General features: G+C 65.7%; 12 protein-coding genes. 5 read left to right on the forward strand and 7 right to left on the reverse strand.

Annotation, left to right across the window (positions count from 1 at the left end):
• Window positions 1-105: 105 nt before the first annotated feature.
• The gene (locus ACAX43_RS20790; RefSeq protein WP_370710345.1) at window positions 106-1,086 is read right to left on the reverse strand and encodes a glycosyltransferase family 2 protein; all 981 of its coding nucleotides are present in this window, start codon (window positions 1,084-1,086) and stop codon (window positions 106-108) included.
• Window positions 1,087-1,337: 251 nt separating this feature from the next.
• Here ACAX43_RS20790 and ACAX43_RS20795 point away from each other — a divergent pair, with 251 nt between their 5' ends.
• Window positions 1,338-2,795 carry an oligosaccharide flippase family protein gene (locus ACAX43_RS20795; protein ID WP_370710286.1) on the forward strand — a complete coding sequence of 486 codons (1,458 nt, stop codon included), beginning with the start codon at window positions 1,338-1,340 and terminating at the stop codon, window positions 2,793-2,795.
• A gap of 61 nt (window positions 2,796-2,856) precedes the next feature.
• On the opposite strand, the gene ACAX43_RS20800 is transcribed toward ACAX43_RS20795, so the two are convergent.
• From ACAX43_RS20800 to ACAX43_RS20825, 6 genes are read right to left on the reverse strand one after another with little or no spacing between them, the layout of a single operon-like run.
• Window positions 2,857-4,017 carry a glycosyltransferase gene (locus ACAX43_RS20800; protein WP_370710287.1) on the reverse strand — a complete coding sequence of 387 codons (1,161 nt, stop codon included), beginning with the start codon at window positions 4,015-4,017 and terminating at the stop codon, window positions 2,857-2,859.
• On the reverse strand, window positions 4,014-6,425 hold the full coding sequence (locus tag ACAX43_RS20805; RefSeq protein ID WP_370710288.1) for a hypothetical protein: 2,412 nt from the start codon (window positions 6,423-6,425) through the stop codon (window positions 4,014-4,016). The genes ACAX43_RS20800 and ACAX43_RS20805 overlap by 4 nt, the downstream gene beginning before the upstream one ends.
• Window positions 6,426-6,438: 13 nt before the next feature.
• Window positions 6,439-7,593 (reverse strand): glycosyltransferase family 4 protein, encoded by a 1,155-nt coding sequence (locus tag ACAX43_RS20810; protein ID WP_370710289.1) that lies wholly within the window; start codon window positions 7,591-7,593, stop codon window positions 6,439-6,441.
• Entirely contained in the window at window positions 7,590-8,768 is a 1,179-nt protein-coding gene (locus ACAX43_RS20815; RefSeq protein ID WP_370710346.1) for a glycosyltransferase family 4 protein, read from the reverse strand. Before ACAX43_RS20815 ends, ACAX43_RS20810 begins: the two co-directional genes overlap by 4 nt.
• A gap of 27 nt (window positions 8,769-8,795) precedes the next feature.
• Window positions 8,796-10,328 (reverse strand): O-antigen ligase family protein, encoded by a 1,533-nt coding sequence (locus tag ACAX43_RS20820; protein ID WP_370710290.1) that lies wholly within the window; start codon window positions 10,326-10,328, stop codon window positions 8,796-8,798.
• Window positions 10,328-10,861, reverse strand: a complete 534-nt coding sequence (locus tag ACAX43_RS20825; protein WP_370710291.1) for a GNAT family N-acetyltransferase — start codon at window positions 10,859-10,861, stop codon at window positions 10,328-10,330. Before ACAX43_RS20825 ends, ACAX43_RS20820 begins: the two co-directional genes overlap by 1 nt.
• A 349-nt stretch (window positions 10,862-11,210) precedes the next feature.
• Between ACAX43_RS20825 and ACAX43_RS20830 the strand changes: the two genes are divergently transcribed.
• Genes ACAX43_RS20830 through ACAX43_RS20845 form a run of 4 tightly spaced genes read left to right on the forward strand, consistent with a single transcriptional unit; the run spans window position 11,211 to window position 14,881 of the window.
• Window positions 11,211-11,462 carry an acyl carrier protein gene (locus tag ACAX43_RS20830; RefSeq protein WP_370710292.1) on the forward strand — a complete coding sequence of 84 codons (252 nt, stop codon included), beginning with the start codon at window positions 11,211-11,213 and terminating at the stop codon, window positions 11,460-11,462.
• Window positions 11,459-12,745: an acyl-CoA dehydrogenase family protein gene (locus tag ACAX43_RS20835; protein ID WP_370710293.1), complete on the forward strand. Its 1,287-nt coding sequence runs from the start codon at window positions 11,459-11,461 to the stop codon at window positions 12,743-12,745. The genes ACAX43_RS20830 and ACAX43_RS20835 overlap by 4 nt, the downstream gene beginning before the upstream one ends.
• A gap of 1 nt (window position 12,746) precedes the next feature.
• On the forward strand, window positions 12,747-13,823 hold the full coding sequence (locus ACAX43_RS20840; protein WP_370710294.1) for an amino acid--[acyl-carrier-protein] ligase: 1,077 nt from the start codon (window positions 12,747-12,749) through the stop codon (window positions 13,821-13,823).
• Window positions 13,820-14,881, forward strand: a complete 1,062-nt coding sequence (locus ACAX43_RS20845; protein ID WP_370710295.1) for a DUF1839 family protein — start codon at window positions 13,820-13,822, stop codon at window positions 14,879-14,881. The genes ACAX43_RS20840 and ACAX43_RS20845 overlap by 4 nt, the downstream gene beginning before the upstream one ends.
• The last annotated feature ends 7 nt before the right edge of the window (window positions 14,882-14,888 follow it).

Below are 14,888 nucleotides of genomic sequence, written 5' to 3' on the forward strand. Positions count from 1 at the left end.
CCGATTCATCTGTACGTCCTCCCACATTAAGTCGGACTCCAATGCTTATGCTGCTTGGCGAGGGGCACGCCGCGACGGCAGACGCCGATGCGATCGACGTACCGTTCAACCGCCGTTCGGCGTGCGCAAGGCAAAGGCCGACCGGGTGGCGAGCAGCATGTGGTAAAAAAAGCGCGCACGCAGTCTGTCGCGCATGGGGTAATGCCTCGACAGCAGCACTCGCCAGGCGGCGGCTGGCTCGCCGGCACGCGCATAGGCCGATGCGGCGCGCGGCGCCACGCGCCGCAGCGCGTTCTCGCGAGCAGCCTGCGCCGCCTCCGGCACGCTGCTTGCGCGCAGTTGTGCAAACGCATGCATCGCGGGCAAGGCATGAGTCGATATCGACGCCGCCGTCTCGCGCGACACCGAGACGAACTCATCCACGAAACAGATCGCAACGGCCTCGACACTGAGCCGCAAGCCGAAATCGAAGTCGCACGCTTCGCCGACCTCGGCAGCCGCGCGATAGGCGATCCGGCGCGCGGTCAAGGTGTCCACCAGATAGCCGTTGTTCGGAAACATCTGGTCGATGCCTGCCAGCGCCGGCACCGGCAGCCGGCCGGCGCGTTCAGGCACGCGTAAATAGTCGCGGTTCAGCCGTTCGGTAGCTTGCGGCCGAGGCGTGCCGTCGTCCGCGATGACGCGTTGCTTGCCGAACGCGGCGCTCAACTCGGGATGCGGGTGCCAGCACGCGTCGAGACGGGTCAGCGCGCCTGGCTCGAGCAGATCGTCGTCGTGCAGCAGTACGAGCCGGGCCCCTTGCGCACGGGCGAACAGCCGGTTCACGTTGGCCGCCTGTCCAAGCCGCGGCACATTGCGTTCGTAGCGGATCGGCTGCGTGCCGCGCAAGCGGCAGCGCGCCACCACGCGCTGCGCGCTGTCGTCATTGGAGTCGTCGCCGATCACGATTTCAAACTCGCCATACGTCTGCGCGTGGCAGCTTTCTATGGCTTGTTCGAGCAAGGCGGGCCGGTTGCAGGTCGGAATGCAGATGGAGATCAGCCGCGCGGCCGACGCACTACCTTCGTCCTGCAAGGTCTCGCTCATAGGCAAGGTCATAGGCAAAGTCATGAGCTCAGTCATGGATGTTCCGAAAACCGTAACGGATTTCATTTAACCCTGCCGGAACGCGGCTCTCTGTACGGCCACACACACATCCGCAATAAGCGAAGGTGCACTATCGAGGCCTCGACGAGCCGGCGCCGTCGTTTCAAGCGCGCTGCTGGGTGCGGCTGCGCACCGACAGCGTCCAGGATGAACGACACCATTCAATGACTTCACCCGGCGGATAGCGCACCATGGAAAGAAGTATCGTCAGGAACATCTTCATCAATTTTGCGGGAGCCATCGCTCCGACCTTCGTCTCCCTCGTCACCGTGCCTGCCTATATCCACCTGATGGGCGTCGAGCGATATGGGGTCATCAATCTGGTGTGGGCGCTCATCGGCTATTTCAGCGTGCTCGATCTCGGCACGAGTCTCGCGACAGAAAATCAGATCTCCAAGGCGCGCGCCGCCCAGGACGATTCGATCGAGCGCATCTTCTGGAGCGCGTGGTTCATGAATCTCGGGACCGGCATCGTGGGCGGCCTGTTGGTCTACCTCGGCACGTTTCTCTACATCAGCCACGGCGTGAAGATCGAACCTGGCTTTCAGCGAGAGGTAATGGCGAGCCTGCCGTGGATCGCGGCGGCCGTGCCGATCGCGAACGTCTCCTGGGTCTTTGCCGGTGCCATCAACGGGGTGGAACGCTTCACCAGCTTCAACATCAACCAGACCCTGGGCACGGCGCTGTTTCAACTGCTGCCGCTCGCGGCGATCTTCTGTTTTTCGCCCTCGCTCGCAGTGGTGATTCCGGCCGCCGTGGTGGCGCGTCTGATCGCCGGCGTGTTGCTCGGCGCGGCGGCATTCCGCGCGATCGGCATTCGCCGCGTGCGTATGCCGCAATGGCGTGTGATGGCCGAACTCTTCCGCTATGGACGTTGGATGCTGCTGTTTTCGGGAGCCGGCATGATTGCGTCGACACTCGACCGGGTGCTGATCGGCGCCCTGCTCGGCGCGCGCTTCGTGACCTACTATGCGACGCCGCAGAACCTCATCACGCGTCTGAACCTGCTGCCGATCGCGATGGTGCGCACATTGTTCCCGCGCCTGTCGGCCGTCTCGCGCGCCGATGCCGACGTACTGGCGCATAGCTCTCTCGCGTTTCTGAACGGCGCCTTCACGCCGTGCGTGATCGTCGCGCTGTTCGCGCTCAAGCCCTTTCTGACGCTATGGCTGGGCGCGACGGTCGCGGCCGCGGCGCCAGTCGCCAGCGTGCTTGTGCTGGGCGTGTGGTTGGGCGGCCAGTCGGGCATTCTGGGCATTCTGATTCAGGCGCAGACGAGCCCTGCCTATATCGCCGGCGTAAGCTGGCTCGAATTGCCGGTGTTCGCCGGTGCGTTGTGGTGCGGGATTCACTGGTTCGGAATCATGGGGGCAGGTGTCGTCGTCGTGATGAAGTCGCTGTTCGACTACGCCGTGCTGCTGTTCTTTGCGCGACTGCATGTCTGGTCCATTGTGCGCAATATGCTGGTCCACCTCGCGTTCCTGCTCGTCGCGCTGGTGCTCTCTGAATCGATCACCGCACTGCCGACGCTCATCGCCACGGCGCTCGTGCTGGCGGCCGCGAATCTGGGCCTGTCGCTGCATGGGTCCAGCGAACTGAGGAGCGTCGTCTATAAAGTCTGGACGCGGGTAACGCTGGCGGTCAGCTAGTCGACCGGTTGCAGCGGGCCGCCATTCGCGACCCGCTTTTCAAGGCTTGTTTAACGCTGGTTTAATGCTTGTTCAAGGCATCCGGCACTGCGAGCGTGGCCGCGCCGATGGCCGGCACGCTGCTGTCGCGCGTTGCAATGGCTGCAAAGCGGCGCGGCTGGCAACTTGCCAACGTGCGTTCGTAGATCGACAGATAGCCGTCGCTCACCCGTTGCACGCCGAACGTGTCGAGGTTTTGCGTCGCCCGCGCAGCGAGCGCCGCGTGCGCGGCGCGATCGGTCAGGAGCAGCCCGAGTGTCTCTGAAAGCGTGACCGGATCATGGGGCGGCACCAATAAGCCGGCCTCTCCGCCGTCCAGCATCTCCGGGATCCCGCCCACCCGGGTCGCCACGATCGCGCGTCCCGTTTCGCGCGCTTCGCACAACACCAGTCCGGCCGCTTCGTAGTGCGAGGCCAGTGCGAAAACGTCGGCTTGCGCGAGATAAGCGCGCGGGTCGGCAACAAAACCTTCGAAGTGCGCGTGCCCGGCAACGCCGAGCTGCTGGGCCAGCGCTTCCAGCGCGGGGCGATCGGGTCCGTCGCCGACGAGATACAGCACCGCGTCAGGCACGCTCTTGCGCAGCAACGCGAAGGCGTGCAGCAAATCGCCGATCCCTTTGCGTTCATACATGCCCGACACCGTGACGACGCACGGGTGCGCCAGTCGCGGCGCTGCGGGGACGGGTATTCCGGCCAGACGCGGCGTACCGATCGTGCCGTTGCGCACGACGCTCAGACGCGCCTGCGGTATGCCGCGCCGTGCCATCGCCAGCGCCACGGCATCGCTGACCGCGACGACGTGATCGCCGACGCGCATCAGCGTGGCGGTGCGCTGGAACTCGTTGTGTACCGTCGTGATGAGCACGTAACGCCGCCGCAGCGCGCTCAGACGCGCAATCAGCGCGCCGGTCATCATGTGCGCGTGCACCACGTCGGGGTCGTATTGCGCGACCAGCTGCCTGAAGCCCGCCACCATGCCCGGCAAACGCGACGGTCTCGGCGATTGGGAAAGCAGCACGTGACGCACACCGTGCCGCGCCAGCAGGCTTTCAAAACCGCCGCCCGCCGACGCCACCGTCACGTCGTGGCCGGCACACGCCTGCATACAGGCAAGGTCGATCATCACGTTGACGATGCCGTTGCCGATACTTTGCGCATGATTGGCAAGATGGATGATTTTCATGGGGTCCGTGCAACATCCGTTGAGTGAGCGGGAGCCGCCGCGAGCGGTGCCGTCTGGGGCGTAAAGCGATACATCAGCGCTTTGCCGTGCGCGTCTTCCTCGACTAGCACGAGGTATTCGCCCGACGCGAGGCGGTGGGCGGTAAGCGGCATTGGCACGTCGATCCAGCCGCTCGTCGAACCGACTTCCTTGCCCGGTGCGAGGCGGCCGACATCGCGCCCGGTGGCCCGGTCGTAAACACGCACGATCGCGCTTCGGGTTTCGATAGCGAAGATGTAGTCGCCCGCCACCGCGAAGCCGCTGATCGACGACCAGTCGGGCGCGCCGCGATCGGGCAAGCCGATGACGTAGCGCAGCACCGGCTTGCCGCTCTTCCAGTGGTCGTAACGGGCCAGTTGCGAACCCGCGCTATTCCAGTTGTCCTGAACGAATGGATGCGCCGGGGTCGAGCCGGAGATGAACATCGTGTCGTCGGCGGGAAAGTAATTCAGCCGCGCGATACGGTAGAACGGCGCGGGCGGCGGATACTGCCGCATCGCGCCGTAGCGGTAGACCGGATTGCCGACCCGGTCGAAGCCCTGCAGCGGAAACGAGCGGATCCCCTGCGACTCGGTGCCCTGCCAGATATCGCCGCGAGTGTCGACCCACCACGCCCGCATCTGCGGCGCGTCGGTGCTGCCGGTGTTCTGGTCGAACGCGCTGGCGGAGAAGTCGCCCTTGCCGCTCGCGTCGCGCCAGATCCATTCGCCGTGCAGCGGCTGATTGGGCGGCCACGTGCCGTCGATATGCGACTGCGCGAAGAGACCCGAGGGAATCGCCGTCTCGCGATCGGCGCTGAAGCGATAGATACGCAGATACGACGAATACATGTCCGTCGTATAGAGCAGCCGGTGTCCCTGAACGTCACGCACGAGCGGCATGCCGCGCTGGCCGCCGAGGTACAGATGAAAATACGGATCGTAGGGATAGCGGAAACGGTCGGCGGTGTACCCGGCGTAAGACCACTCCTCGCCGACCGGGCGTGTCAGGTCGAGCGTGAAGCGCTTGCTGCCGCTATAGACCGAAGGCGGCTCGCCGTCGACAAACTGCGCTCCATCGACGAACAACAGCCCTTGCAGACTGAAACGCTGCGTCCCGTCGGGCGCGTAACTTTCGATCAGCGCGCCGTCGTAGGTGCTCGGACCCGTGCCGATGGGCCGCGGTCCCGCGCCGTTCATCGACACATAAATGTTGCCGGCCCGGTCCACGCCTACGCCGGTCAATCCATTGAAGCGCCGCGGCCCCGGCGCGCCGGCGCGGCCTGCATAAATGCCGCCCTCTTCCCCGAAGGTCGCCGACAGCTGCATGCCCGCTCCCGCTTGCGCGGCGCCGGATGCCGCTACCGGGGCGGCAGGATCGGCAGGCTTCGCGGCGAAGATCAGGATCTGCTGGCGCACACCGTTGTCGGCGATCAGCAGCCGTCCGCGCGTGTCGACCGTCAGATCCGCGGGCACGACGCCTGACGGCAAGGCGAGCTCACCCAGGCGTGCGCCATTGCGCGCACGGTGGACCACGTGTTCGGCGCCGTCGGTGCGGCTGTTCTCGACGATCCACAGCGAACCGTCGGGGGCGAGCGCGAGGCGGCCCGGTTCGTGCACCGGAAAACTGCCGACCGCCTGCATCGTTTGGGCGTCGAAGATCTGCACGCGGTTCTCACGCTGATTCGACACGAAGAGCCGCGTCTCGTCCGCGGCAAGCCCGCGGATCGCGTAATCCTCCTTACTCGAAAAAGTCGAGACCAGCAGAAAAGCCAGCCGGCTGCCGCCCGGCCAGCTCACCTCACCGGCGAACGGCACGCCGTCGCGAATATCGGCGCGGCTGCGGCGCGAGACGCCGGTCCACTGCTCGCCTTCGCGCGGCATACGCCGGTGCAGCGTCATCTCGTTGCCGAGACTGACGACGGTTTGCGCGACGAACACGTATTCGTCGTTCACGGCGATCGCATCGCCGCCCATCATGCCCCAGCCGTGCGACTCGCCGCCGTGGCGAACCAGTTGACCGTCGCGGTACTGGCCGATCTCGCCGCCGCCTTCATCCCAGGGTGCATTTGTGAAGACGTCCCCGTGAGGCGTGACGGCGAGCGCCTGCACGTCGATCTGCATCCAGCGATGATCCGCGTAGCCCCAGGTGTTGCCGATCCACGACGTGCGGTACGACAGCGACGGATGCGCGGCGGCGGCGCGCGCTTCGGCAGCGGGCTTGCCGGCAGAAGCCACCGTGGTTGCGCCCGGCACGGCTGCGGCTGCCTGCGCCGGCCCGAGTGCGGTGCCGCCCGAGGTCCCGCCGGCCGCGATCAGCACCAGCACCGGCAGCGCCAGGGCGGCGACACAGACGAGCCGTTCGAAAGTTTTGCGTGCGATACGTTGCATAGTTTCTAACGCGTCAGAACGCGTCGATCGCTTCGCGGTAGATTCGCGCGACCTGCGCGGCGACCACCGGCCGGTCGAAATGTTCGCGCGCATACGCACGGCACGCCTGCGAGTCCGGCACCACGCGCCGGCCGAGCAGCACCTCGACAATGCCGTCGCCGATTGCCCTGAATCCGCTTGAGGGCAGCACCAGTTCCGCCGATAGCGGCGCGACCGCTTCCGGCAGACCGCCGATCGGCGTCACCAGCACCGGCGTACCGGCTGCGAGCGATTCGATCGTGGTGAGCCCGAAGCCTTCGAGCGAAACGGTCGGCACCACTGACAGATCAGCCGCGCGATACCAGAGCGGCACCTTGTCGTCGGGCACGTAGCCGGCGAGTCGCACGTAGCGCTCGAGCCCTCGCGCGACGATGCGCGCCTGCAATTGCGCCTCCAGCGGACCTTTGCCGGCGATCGTCAGGAGTACGTCGGGAAGCAGCGGCTTGACGATGGCCATGGCATCGATCAGGTCCTCCAGACCCATGCGCGGCACGAGGCGTCGCATACAGAACAGCAGCGGCCGGTCCAGCGGCAAACCGAGGCGCTCGCGCGCCCGCCGCTGCGTCACGCGCGTATCGAATTGCGCGACGTCGACGCAGCCGGGCACGACGCGGATGCGCGCCTCGCTCACGCCATAGGTCTCGCGCAGAATCTGCCCGAACGCTTGCGACAGCACGATGTGACGCGTGCCGCCCCGGTACACGAAGCGCTCGAGCGCAAGACGCAGCGCACGCGCCCCGCCGCCCCCGCCGCCCGGATACGACTCGGCGGCCCACGGCCCGTGAAAATGCACGACCTTCGGCACGCGCTTGAACAGACCGGCGGTCGGCGCCGCGTACAGGGCGAAATGGGTGGCGACGACATCGGGCATCTTCGCCTCCCGCAGCGCACGCGACTGCCTGCGCGAGCCCCACAGGCGTGTACCGAGCGGCGACTGTGCACCGGCGAAGGCCAGCACGCTGCCGCCCGATTCGTCGAACACGCCGGGGCTGCCCGCCACCAGCCCACGGACATTGACGCCCTGTTCCGGCAGCGTATCGATCAGCGCCTTGAACATGCGGTCGAGGCCGCCTGGCCGCTCGTTGAACCAGTGCATGCCGATTTGCAGCGAATCGATCGGCGCGCTCATAGTTCCACCGGTGCGGTCGCACAGCTAGCCGGCAACGATTGCGCCGAGCGCCGCGCATGCACCTGCTCATAGAGCGAAAGATAGCGCTCCGCCATGGCCTGCCAGCTCAATGTTCCGGCCACTTCACGCGCCGCCTGCCCCAACCGTCGAGCATAGTCGCGATCGCTCGCGAGGCGTTCGATCGCCGCGGCAAGCGCGGGCACATCGTTGGGATCGTCGAGCACGAGGCCGCTTCCGGGCGTAATCACTTCGGCGCCGCCCACGGTACGCACGGTGATGACCGGCAATCCCGCAGCCAGCGCTTCGAGCAGCACCAGTCCCATCGGTTCGTAGCGCGAGGGAAACACGAACGCGTCGACCGAGCGCATCAACGCGGGCATGTCCATCACCATGTCCGTGAAGTGAACCCGTTCCGTCAGCCCGAGCGACGCCGCCAGCGCCGGATACGGACTGTTGTGCAGAATCCCCGCGACCGCCAGATGCACGTCGGCCGAGGTGTGCACGAGTGCGCGCAGCACCGTGTCGAGATTCTTGCGCGACATGCGCAGGTCGCCGGCGAACAACAGCATGAAAGGCCCCGGCGGCAGACCGAAGCGGGCCCGCTCAGGCGCACCGGGCGCGAATTCCTCGACGTCGACGCCGTTATGAATGACCTGCAGCCGCGCCGCGCCGGGGCCCAGCGCGCGCACTTCGGCGGCGACCGCATGCGACACCGGCACGATGACCTCCGCGTGCCGGAAGGCCCATTTTTCGCACCCGATATTCAGCCGCGTGTAGAGGACCTGATACGCGTCGTAGACGCTGCGCAACAGGCGGAACGGATAGAAACCGCAGCGATACCAGCCGTCGTGGACGAAATGCGCCGCATTGACATCGGCACTCGCCCACGCGATGAAGCCGTTCACGTGAATCACATCGAACGCCTGACGATGCGCACGGATCCATGCACCGCAGCGCCACGCGAACATCTGGTACTGGGCGAGCTTGGTCGGCAGCCGGCTTCGAGCGATCCGCACGAAACGCACACCCGGGTGCTGCACCAGTTCGGGGGCCGCCTCGGCGGCGAGCAGCGTCACCGAATGACCGGCCGCGAGCGCCGCCAGCACGATCTCGTAGTTGACGCGCCCTTGCCCATCGTTCTTGCGCACGACGTGGGTGACGATCAGAATCCGCATCCTGTTGTCCTTCATCTGGATATCTTTTTAGAGGCGTGCCGGGGCCGCGGCGAGCGCACCGTGGCGTTCACGCGCATGGCGCAGCGAAATCACCGGCAGGGTCACGCCGAGAAAGAAAAACAGGCCCGACACCGAGATCAGCGTGTTGATGAAAATCATCATCGAGAAAATCGCCACCGCCACGCCGACGCCGGAGACCGCCAGCAGGTCGGTCGGATGCAGGCGGCTCGCCCGATACGCGCGCCACAACAGCATGACGATGCCGGTGACGTAGAGCAGCGTGCCCGGCCACCCCATCACATAGGGCACCTCCATCAGGCCGCTGTCGAAATTGAGCATCGCCTGCGCCCCGGTGTTGTCAGACAGCTTGCTGCCAAGGCCGGTCGTGCCGAGCCCCTGGCCCGCGATATCGGTTAGCGCCGACGACATGAACGACTTGTAAAACTCCGCGCGCGCCTGATAGCTGTCGTCCTGGCCGAGGTCCTGAATCGAGCTCAAACGCTGCATCACCGGCTCGGCCACCTGATCGATCATCATCAGCGGCGCGGCCACCACGGCCAGTCCCAGCACGCCGGCCATCAGCCGCATGCGGCTTTTGCCGTCGAGCATGGCGAAGGAATACACCAGCGCGATCGCGAAGCCGCCCCACGTGCTGCGCGCGCCGGTGAGCAACAGCGCGGGAATCCCCACGCATCCGAGCAGGATGCGCGCTTTACCGCGCGCGGCGAGCGACATCAGCAGAATCGTCATGAGCGTGACCGCGAACGGGCCGCACGAATTCATCGTGCTGCTCACGCGCATGCCGAACGGCACCGGCTGCCCCTCGGACAGCATCCGCGAGGAGATCAGCCAGAATGCATCCCACGGCATCGGCGAAACGAACTCGAGCAGGCCGTACCCGCTCATCAGGAGTCCGCCATAAACGAAGGTCTTCAGCAGCACCCGGTGATAGTCCGGATAGTGGCGCCACGTGACGGTGAGGTAAAACGCCACCATCACGGGATACAGCCAGTTGATCAGCGTAAACGTCGCCGCGGCCGGACCGACCTGCACCATGCCGACCACGAAGGCATAGAGAAGCGCGATCACGATCAACACCAGCGGCGCCGCACGGCGTTGCCCCAACAACGACACATGCTTGAGCAAGGTCAGGCCGGTGAGCGCGACGGCGAGCAGCGGCGCCACCATGATGGGACTTTGCTCATTGAAAGCGCCGTTGACGAAGTCCGCGAGGCGCCGCACCTCCGGCGTCAGAAAAAACAGCCAGCAGACAAAGCCGATGTAATGCGCGGGCGAGCGCCAGTACAGCACCAAGGCAACGCCTAACGCGCCGAGCGGGAAGAAAAGCTCGATCAGCAGGCCCTGATGCAGGAGGATCAGCGCCAACGTCGCGCCGAACAGGAGCAACGGCCAAAGCAGCGGATAACGCAAGCCTTTGCGCTGCGTGCGGGTCTCCGGTGCGGTGCGCGGATACGGCCCTTGAGGCAAACGGTGCGGGCCGGCGGGGGACTGCAATGGATTCACTCGTGCCATGGAAGGCGTAATCAGCATTCGCGCCATCACAGCAACTCAAACGTGTTGACGAGCGCCGCACCGTCACGCTCGCGGTGTCGCGCGCCGAAGAGCGGCTGGTTGCCACGCATCTGGCGCGTCAAGCCGATGAACGGCTCACCATGTTCGAGGTACGGCCCTTCCGTCTTGCGAAAGCCGAATTGCTCGTAGAAGTCGCGCAAACCGAGCGGCGCGCTCACCCGCGCGGCGTGTCCCGGCCAACGCTCGGCGATCGTCTGCAGCACCCGTTCGAGCAACAGTTCGGCAGTGCCGTCGCCGCGCCGCAGCGGGCTCGTCAACACCTTGTCGATGGTGATTTCAGGGTCTTCCGCATCGCCCGGCTGCAGGCGTGCGTAGGCAAGAATCGGCATGGGCCGCGCCATGTCATCGACCGCGAACACGTGCAGCGAGTTCTCGTCGCGGCCATCGGCGTCGAGACAGACATGCGATTGCTCGACCACGAAGACCGCGCTGCGCGCCCGCAAGATCAGATACAACTCGCGTGCCGAAAGCTGTTCGAATTCCAGCGTTTTCCAGTTCATCACGTTCCCCCAGCGGTAAATAAGTTCAGCGAGGCCGGCATCGCGAGGCCGCCTCGATGGGCGGGCTCAACACGCCGGCCTGTTGTCATGGCTACACGGTACGTCCGCGAAACGCGTGTTTCCGTGCGGCATCGCACTGACGCTGGGCTTTGACAATTCTTAAATACGAGGGGTCGGGACAGGGTGTAGCAAGAAGCCGCCAAAACGGCCTTCAGCCACCCTGCAAGCGCGACAACAACGCGCGCATTTCCGCCACAGGTGCGCCGCGATGCGACCACACGCTGCGATGAACACCACAATGCGATCGATGAATTCGAGAGACCGTTGACCAATTAGGGGGCACCTCAATATGAAAACCGCACTGCGCCGTATCCTTTCCGAATCCGCCCGTCTCGACGTTGCGCCGGACACCCTGGCAGACGACGCCGATCTGTACGCCGCGGGCTTGTCCTCGCTTGCGACCGTGCATTTGATGCTGGCCATCGAAGATGAATTCGGCATTGAGATTCCGGACCGCATGCTGACGCGCCGGCTCTTTTCCACCATCGATTCGATGGCCGCCGCAGTCACCGAGCTGCAACAGGCGAAGGCGGCAGCATGAACGCCCCGCTGCTGGACCCGGCCGCGGTGGGCGCGCCGCTCGCCGAAGCCGCAGCGGGGCAACCCGCCGGACCCGGCGTCGTGCTGAGCGCGGTGGAAACCGAACCCGGCTGGCGCGCGGCGGCACAACGCTGCGCAGCCGTGGCCGCGCAGTTTGCCGACTCGGTGGACCGCGAAGCGCGTTTCCCTCGAGAGGCTTTCGATGCGCTCAAGCGCGAACGCCTGCTGTCGGCGATGGTGCCGGCCGCATTCGGCGGCGCGGGCCTCTCGCTCGCGGACGTCGGCGCGATCTGCGAAACGCTCGCACAGGGCTGCGCCTCCACCGCGATGGTCTACGCGATGCATCAGATCCAGGTGGCGTGCATCGAGGCGCACGGCAGCGAGTCGGCCTGGCATCGACAGTTGCTCGCGCAACTAGTCGAGCATCAATGGCTGCTGGCTTCGGCGACCTCCGAAGAAACCATCGGCGGCAATATGCGCACCAGCGCCTGCTCGGTCGAGCTCGACGGCGCGCGCTTTCGCATCGAAAAGCTCGCCCCGACGATCTCGTACGGCGCGCACGCGGACGGCATTCTGGTCACCGCGCGCCGCACGGCCGAATCGGCTGCGGCCGACCAGGTGCTGATCGTCGCGCTACGCGAGACGACGCAACTGGAAAAACGCGGCGGCTGGGATTCGATGGGCATGCGCGGCACCTGCAGCGAGGGCTTCCGGCTCGTCGCGACCGGTCTCGCCGGGCAGATCCTGCCGACGCCTTTCGCCGAGATCGCCGATCAGACCATGCTGCCGGTCTCGCACACGCTGTGGGCCTCGGTGTGGACCGGCGTCGCCAGCGACGCGGTGAATCGCGCGAAAGCATTCTTCCGTGCGCAGGCCCGCTCGAAGCCCGGCTCGATTCCACCGTCCGGCTTGCGCCTTGCCGAAGCAGTCGGTCTGCTGCAGATGATGCAGGCGCGCCTGTCGGTCGCGCTCGAAGCGGCGCGCACCTCACATCACGCGAAACACGGCGGCTGCCAGGCCGACGCGCCGCTCTCGGCCATGCTCGGCTTCGCTTCGGACATGAACACGCTGAAAACCAGCATCTCGACCACCGCCCTGCAAGTCGTGCAGGAAGTGCTGATGATCTGCGGCATGGCGGGCTACAAGAATGGCACGGAGTACAGCGTGGGACGGCATCTGCGCGACCTTTACTCCGCGCCGCTGATGATCAACAACGACCGTATTGCGCAGAACACGGCGAGCCTGTTGCTCGCGCAGCGTCCTGCCGCCCCGGGGAGAGCCTGACATGAACACGATGACCGATACCGCCGCGCTGGCCGCTGCAACTGCCGCTGCCGCTCAGGAAAGCGCCGCGCCGACTTTCCGCGACGAACTGCTCGCAGCGGGCCTGCTGATCGATACCGGCGAAAATGGCCTGTACGGCCGCAGCCAGATTTTCGAAGACGTGGTGGACCGCCTGAACGTGGCGATCACGCATCTCGGCGCGGATCAGCAGCCGGAAGTGCTGCGCTTTCCGCCGGCGATGCGCCGCACCGATTTCGAAGACAGCGAATATCTGAAGAGCTTTCCGAATCTCGCCGGCACGATCCACTCGTTCTGCGGCAACGACATGGGCCACCAGCGCCTGTTACGCGCACTCGACGACGCCATGACCGAACGCGACGACGAACGCAGCGAAGAATGGATGGCGCAGCAGAAGCCGACTCGCGTCGTGCTGACGCCCGCCGCCTGCTATCCGATCTATCCGGTGATGGCGCGGCGCGGCCCGCTGCCCGCCGACGGCCGCACCATCGACGTGCTGTCGTATTGCTTCCGCCACGAGCCGTCGCTCGATCCGGGCCGCATGCAGATGTTCCGGCAACGCGAATACGTGCGCCTCGGCAGCGCCGACCAGGTGATGGCGTTCCGGCAGATGTGGGTCGAACGCGGCTCGCTGCTGATCACGCTGCTGCAACTGCCGGTTGAAGTGGATCTCGCCAACGATCCGTTCTTCGGCCGGGGCGGCAAGATCGTCGCCGATAGCCAGCGCGCCCAGGCACTCAAGTTCGAACTGCTGATTCCGGTGGCGAACGCGGACAGCAAAACGGCCTGCCTCTCGTTCAACTATCACATGGAGCATTTCGGCGCGATCTGGAAGATCGCGTGCGAAGACGGCACGGTCGCGCACACGGGTTGCGTCGGCTTCGGCATGGAACGCATTACGCTCGCGCTGTTCCGCCATCATGGGCTCGACGTCAACGCGTGGCCGCACGATGTGCGCGCACTGCTGTGGGGCGACACCGAGGCGCAGGTCGCGCATGGCCTGCAAGCCATGCAGCCAGAGTCCATGGTGACCAAACAGGGTGCGGGAGACAGCGTATGAATCCCTCCCTGATCCCCGTGCCGAAGGGCGTGCAGTCCGCTTTGCCGTTGCCCCGCCGGCTCGACCCGGCGGCTCAGGGCAGCGCGGCCGCGCCCATGCCGGCGCGGCGCCAGCATGCGCCGCACGCGCTGCATCAAGGCGAGCGCGTGTGGCAGGAGACCAATTGCTACGTCGATCTGTGGATCGAGTTGCTGCATGGCTTCGGACTCGATCCGCGCGCGGCGTTTGGCTTTACCGTCATGCAGGACTTCGAAGGCGATCAGTTCACGTTCTTCAAATTTCCGCTCGAAGACCTCGAGCGGCTGTACGGCACCCAGGTGCAGGAACTGGCGATCTACGACTCGCTCGAAGCCCGCGTGCTTGCGCAGACCGTGCGCGGCCATACCGTGCTGGTGGAAGTGGACGGCTATTACCTGCCGAATACGCGTGCCACCTCGTATCGGCGCGAGCATCCGAAAACCACGGTGGGAATCGACTTTATCGATCCGCCCGCGCGCCGCCTCGGCTACTTCCACAACACCGGCTATCACAGGCTCGATGGCGAGGACTACGACGGCGTGTTCCGCAAGCTGCCGCAATTCGCGCAGCAGCCGGATCTGCTGTTTCCGTACGTCGAATTCGCCAAGCAGGCGCGGCCCGCGCTGGAAGGCACCGCGCTCGCCGACGCATCCGCGGAATTGCTGCGCGCGCATCTCGGCCGGCGGCCGCTCACCAATCCGATCTCGCAGTGGCGCGCCGCCTTTCCCGCGCATCTGGACACGCTGCTCGAACGCGGCGAGGCGTTCTTCCACCCGTACTCGTTCAACCTGATGCGGCAGCTCGGCGCGAACTTCGAGTTTCTCTCGAAGTACCTGCTATGGCTTTCCGCACAAGGCTTCGAGATGCCGGCGTCGATCCCCGCCGCGGCGCAGAGAATCGCGTCGGAGTCGATGGTGATGCAGTTCCGGCTCGTGCGAGCCATCGCACGCGGGCGCCGCGATCCGTGTGAAGACTGCTTCGACGTGCTCGAAAGCGCTTATGAAAACACGCTCTCGCCGCTCGCCGCGCTGGCGCTGTGACGTGCTC

The sequence above is a fragment of the Paraburkholderia sp. IW21 genome (assembly GCF_041321145.1).
Classification (GTDB): Bacteria; Pseudomonadota; Gammaproteobacteria; order Burkholderiales; family Burkholderiaceae; genus Paraburkholderia.

Excerpts from the sequence above, each read along its gene's own strand:
- ACAX43_RS20790 (WP_370710345.1), bottom strand. The coding sequence starts at position 1,086 with ATGAGCGAGACCTTGCAGGACGAAGGTAGTGCGTCGGCCGCGCGGCTG.
- ACAX43_RS20795 (WP_370710286.1), top strand. The coding sequence starts at position 1,338 with ATGGAAAGAAGTATCGTCAGGAACATCTTCATCAATTTTGCGGGAGCC.
- ACAX43_RS20800 (WP_370710287.1), bottom strand. The coding sequence starts at position 4,017 with ATGAAAATCATCCATCTTGCCAATCATGCGCAAAGTATCGGCAACGGC.
- ACAX43_RS20805 (WP_370710288.1), bottom strand. The coding sequence starts at position 6,425 with ATGCAACGTATCGCACGCAAAACTTTCGAACGGCTCGTCTGTGTCGCC.
- ACAX43_RS20810 (WP_370710289.1), bottom strand. The coding sequence starts at position 7,593 with ATGAGCGCGCCGATCGATTCGCTGCAAATCGGCATGCACTGGTTCAAC.
- ACAX43_RS20815 (WP_370710346.1), bottom strand. The coding sequence starts at position 8,768 with ATGCGGATTCTGATCGTCACCCACGTCGTGCGCAAGAACGATGGGCAA.
- ACAX43_RS20820 (WP_370710290.1), bottom strand. The coding sequence starts at position 10,328 with ATGGCGCGAATGCTGATTACGCCTTCCATGGCACGAGTGAATCCATTG.
- ACAX43_RS20825 (WP_370710291.1), bottom strand. The coding sequence starts at position 10,861 with ATGAACTGGAAAACGCTGGAATTCGAACAGCTTTCGGCACGCGAGTTG.
- ACAX43_RS20830 (WP_370710292.1), top strand. The coding sequence starts at position 11,211 with ATGAAAACCGCACTGCGCCGTATCCTTTCCGAATCCGCCCGTCTCGAC.
- ACAX43_RS20835 (WP_370710293.1), top strand. The coding sequence starts at position 11,459 with ATGAACGCCCCGCTGCTGGACCCGGCCGCGGTGGGCGCGCCGCTCGCC.
- ACAX43_RS20840 (WP_370710294.1), top strand. The coding sequence starts at position 12,747 with ATGAACACGATGACCGATACCGCCGCGCTGGCCGCTGCAACTGCCGCT.
- ACAX43_RS20845 (WP_370710295.1), top strand. The coding sequence starts at position 13,820 with ATGAATCCCTCCCTGATCCCCGTGCCGAAGGGCGTGCAGTCCGCTTTG.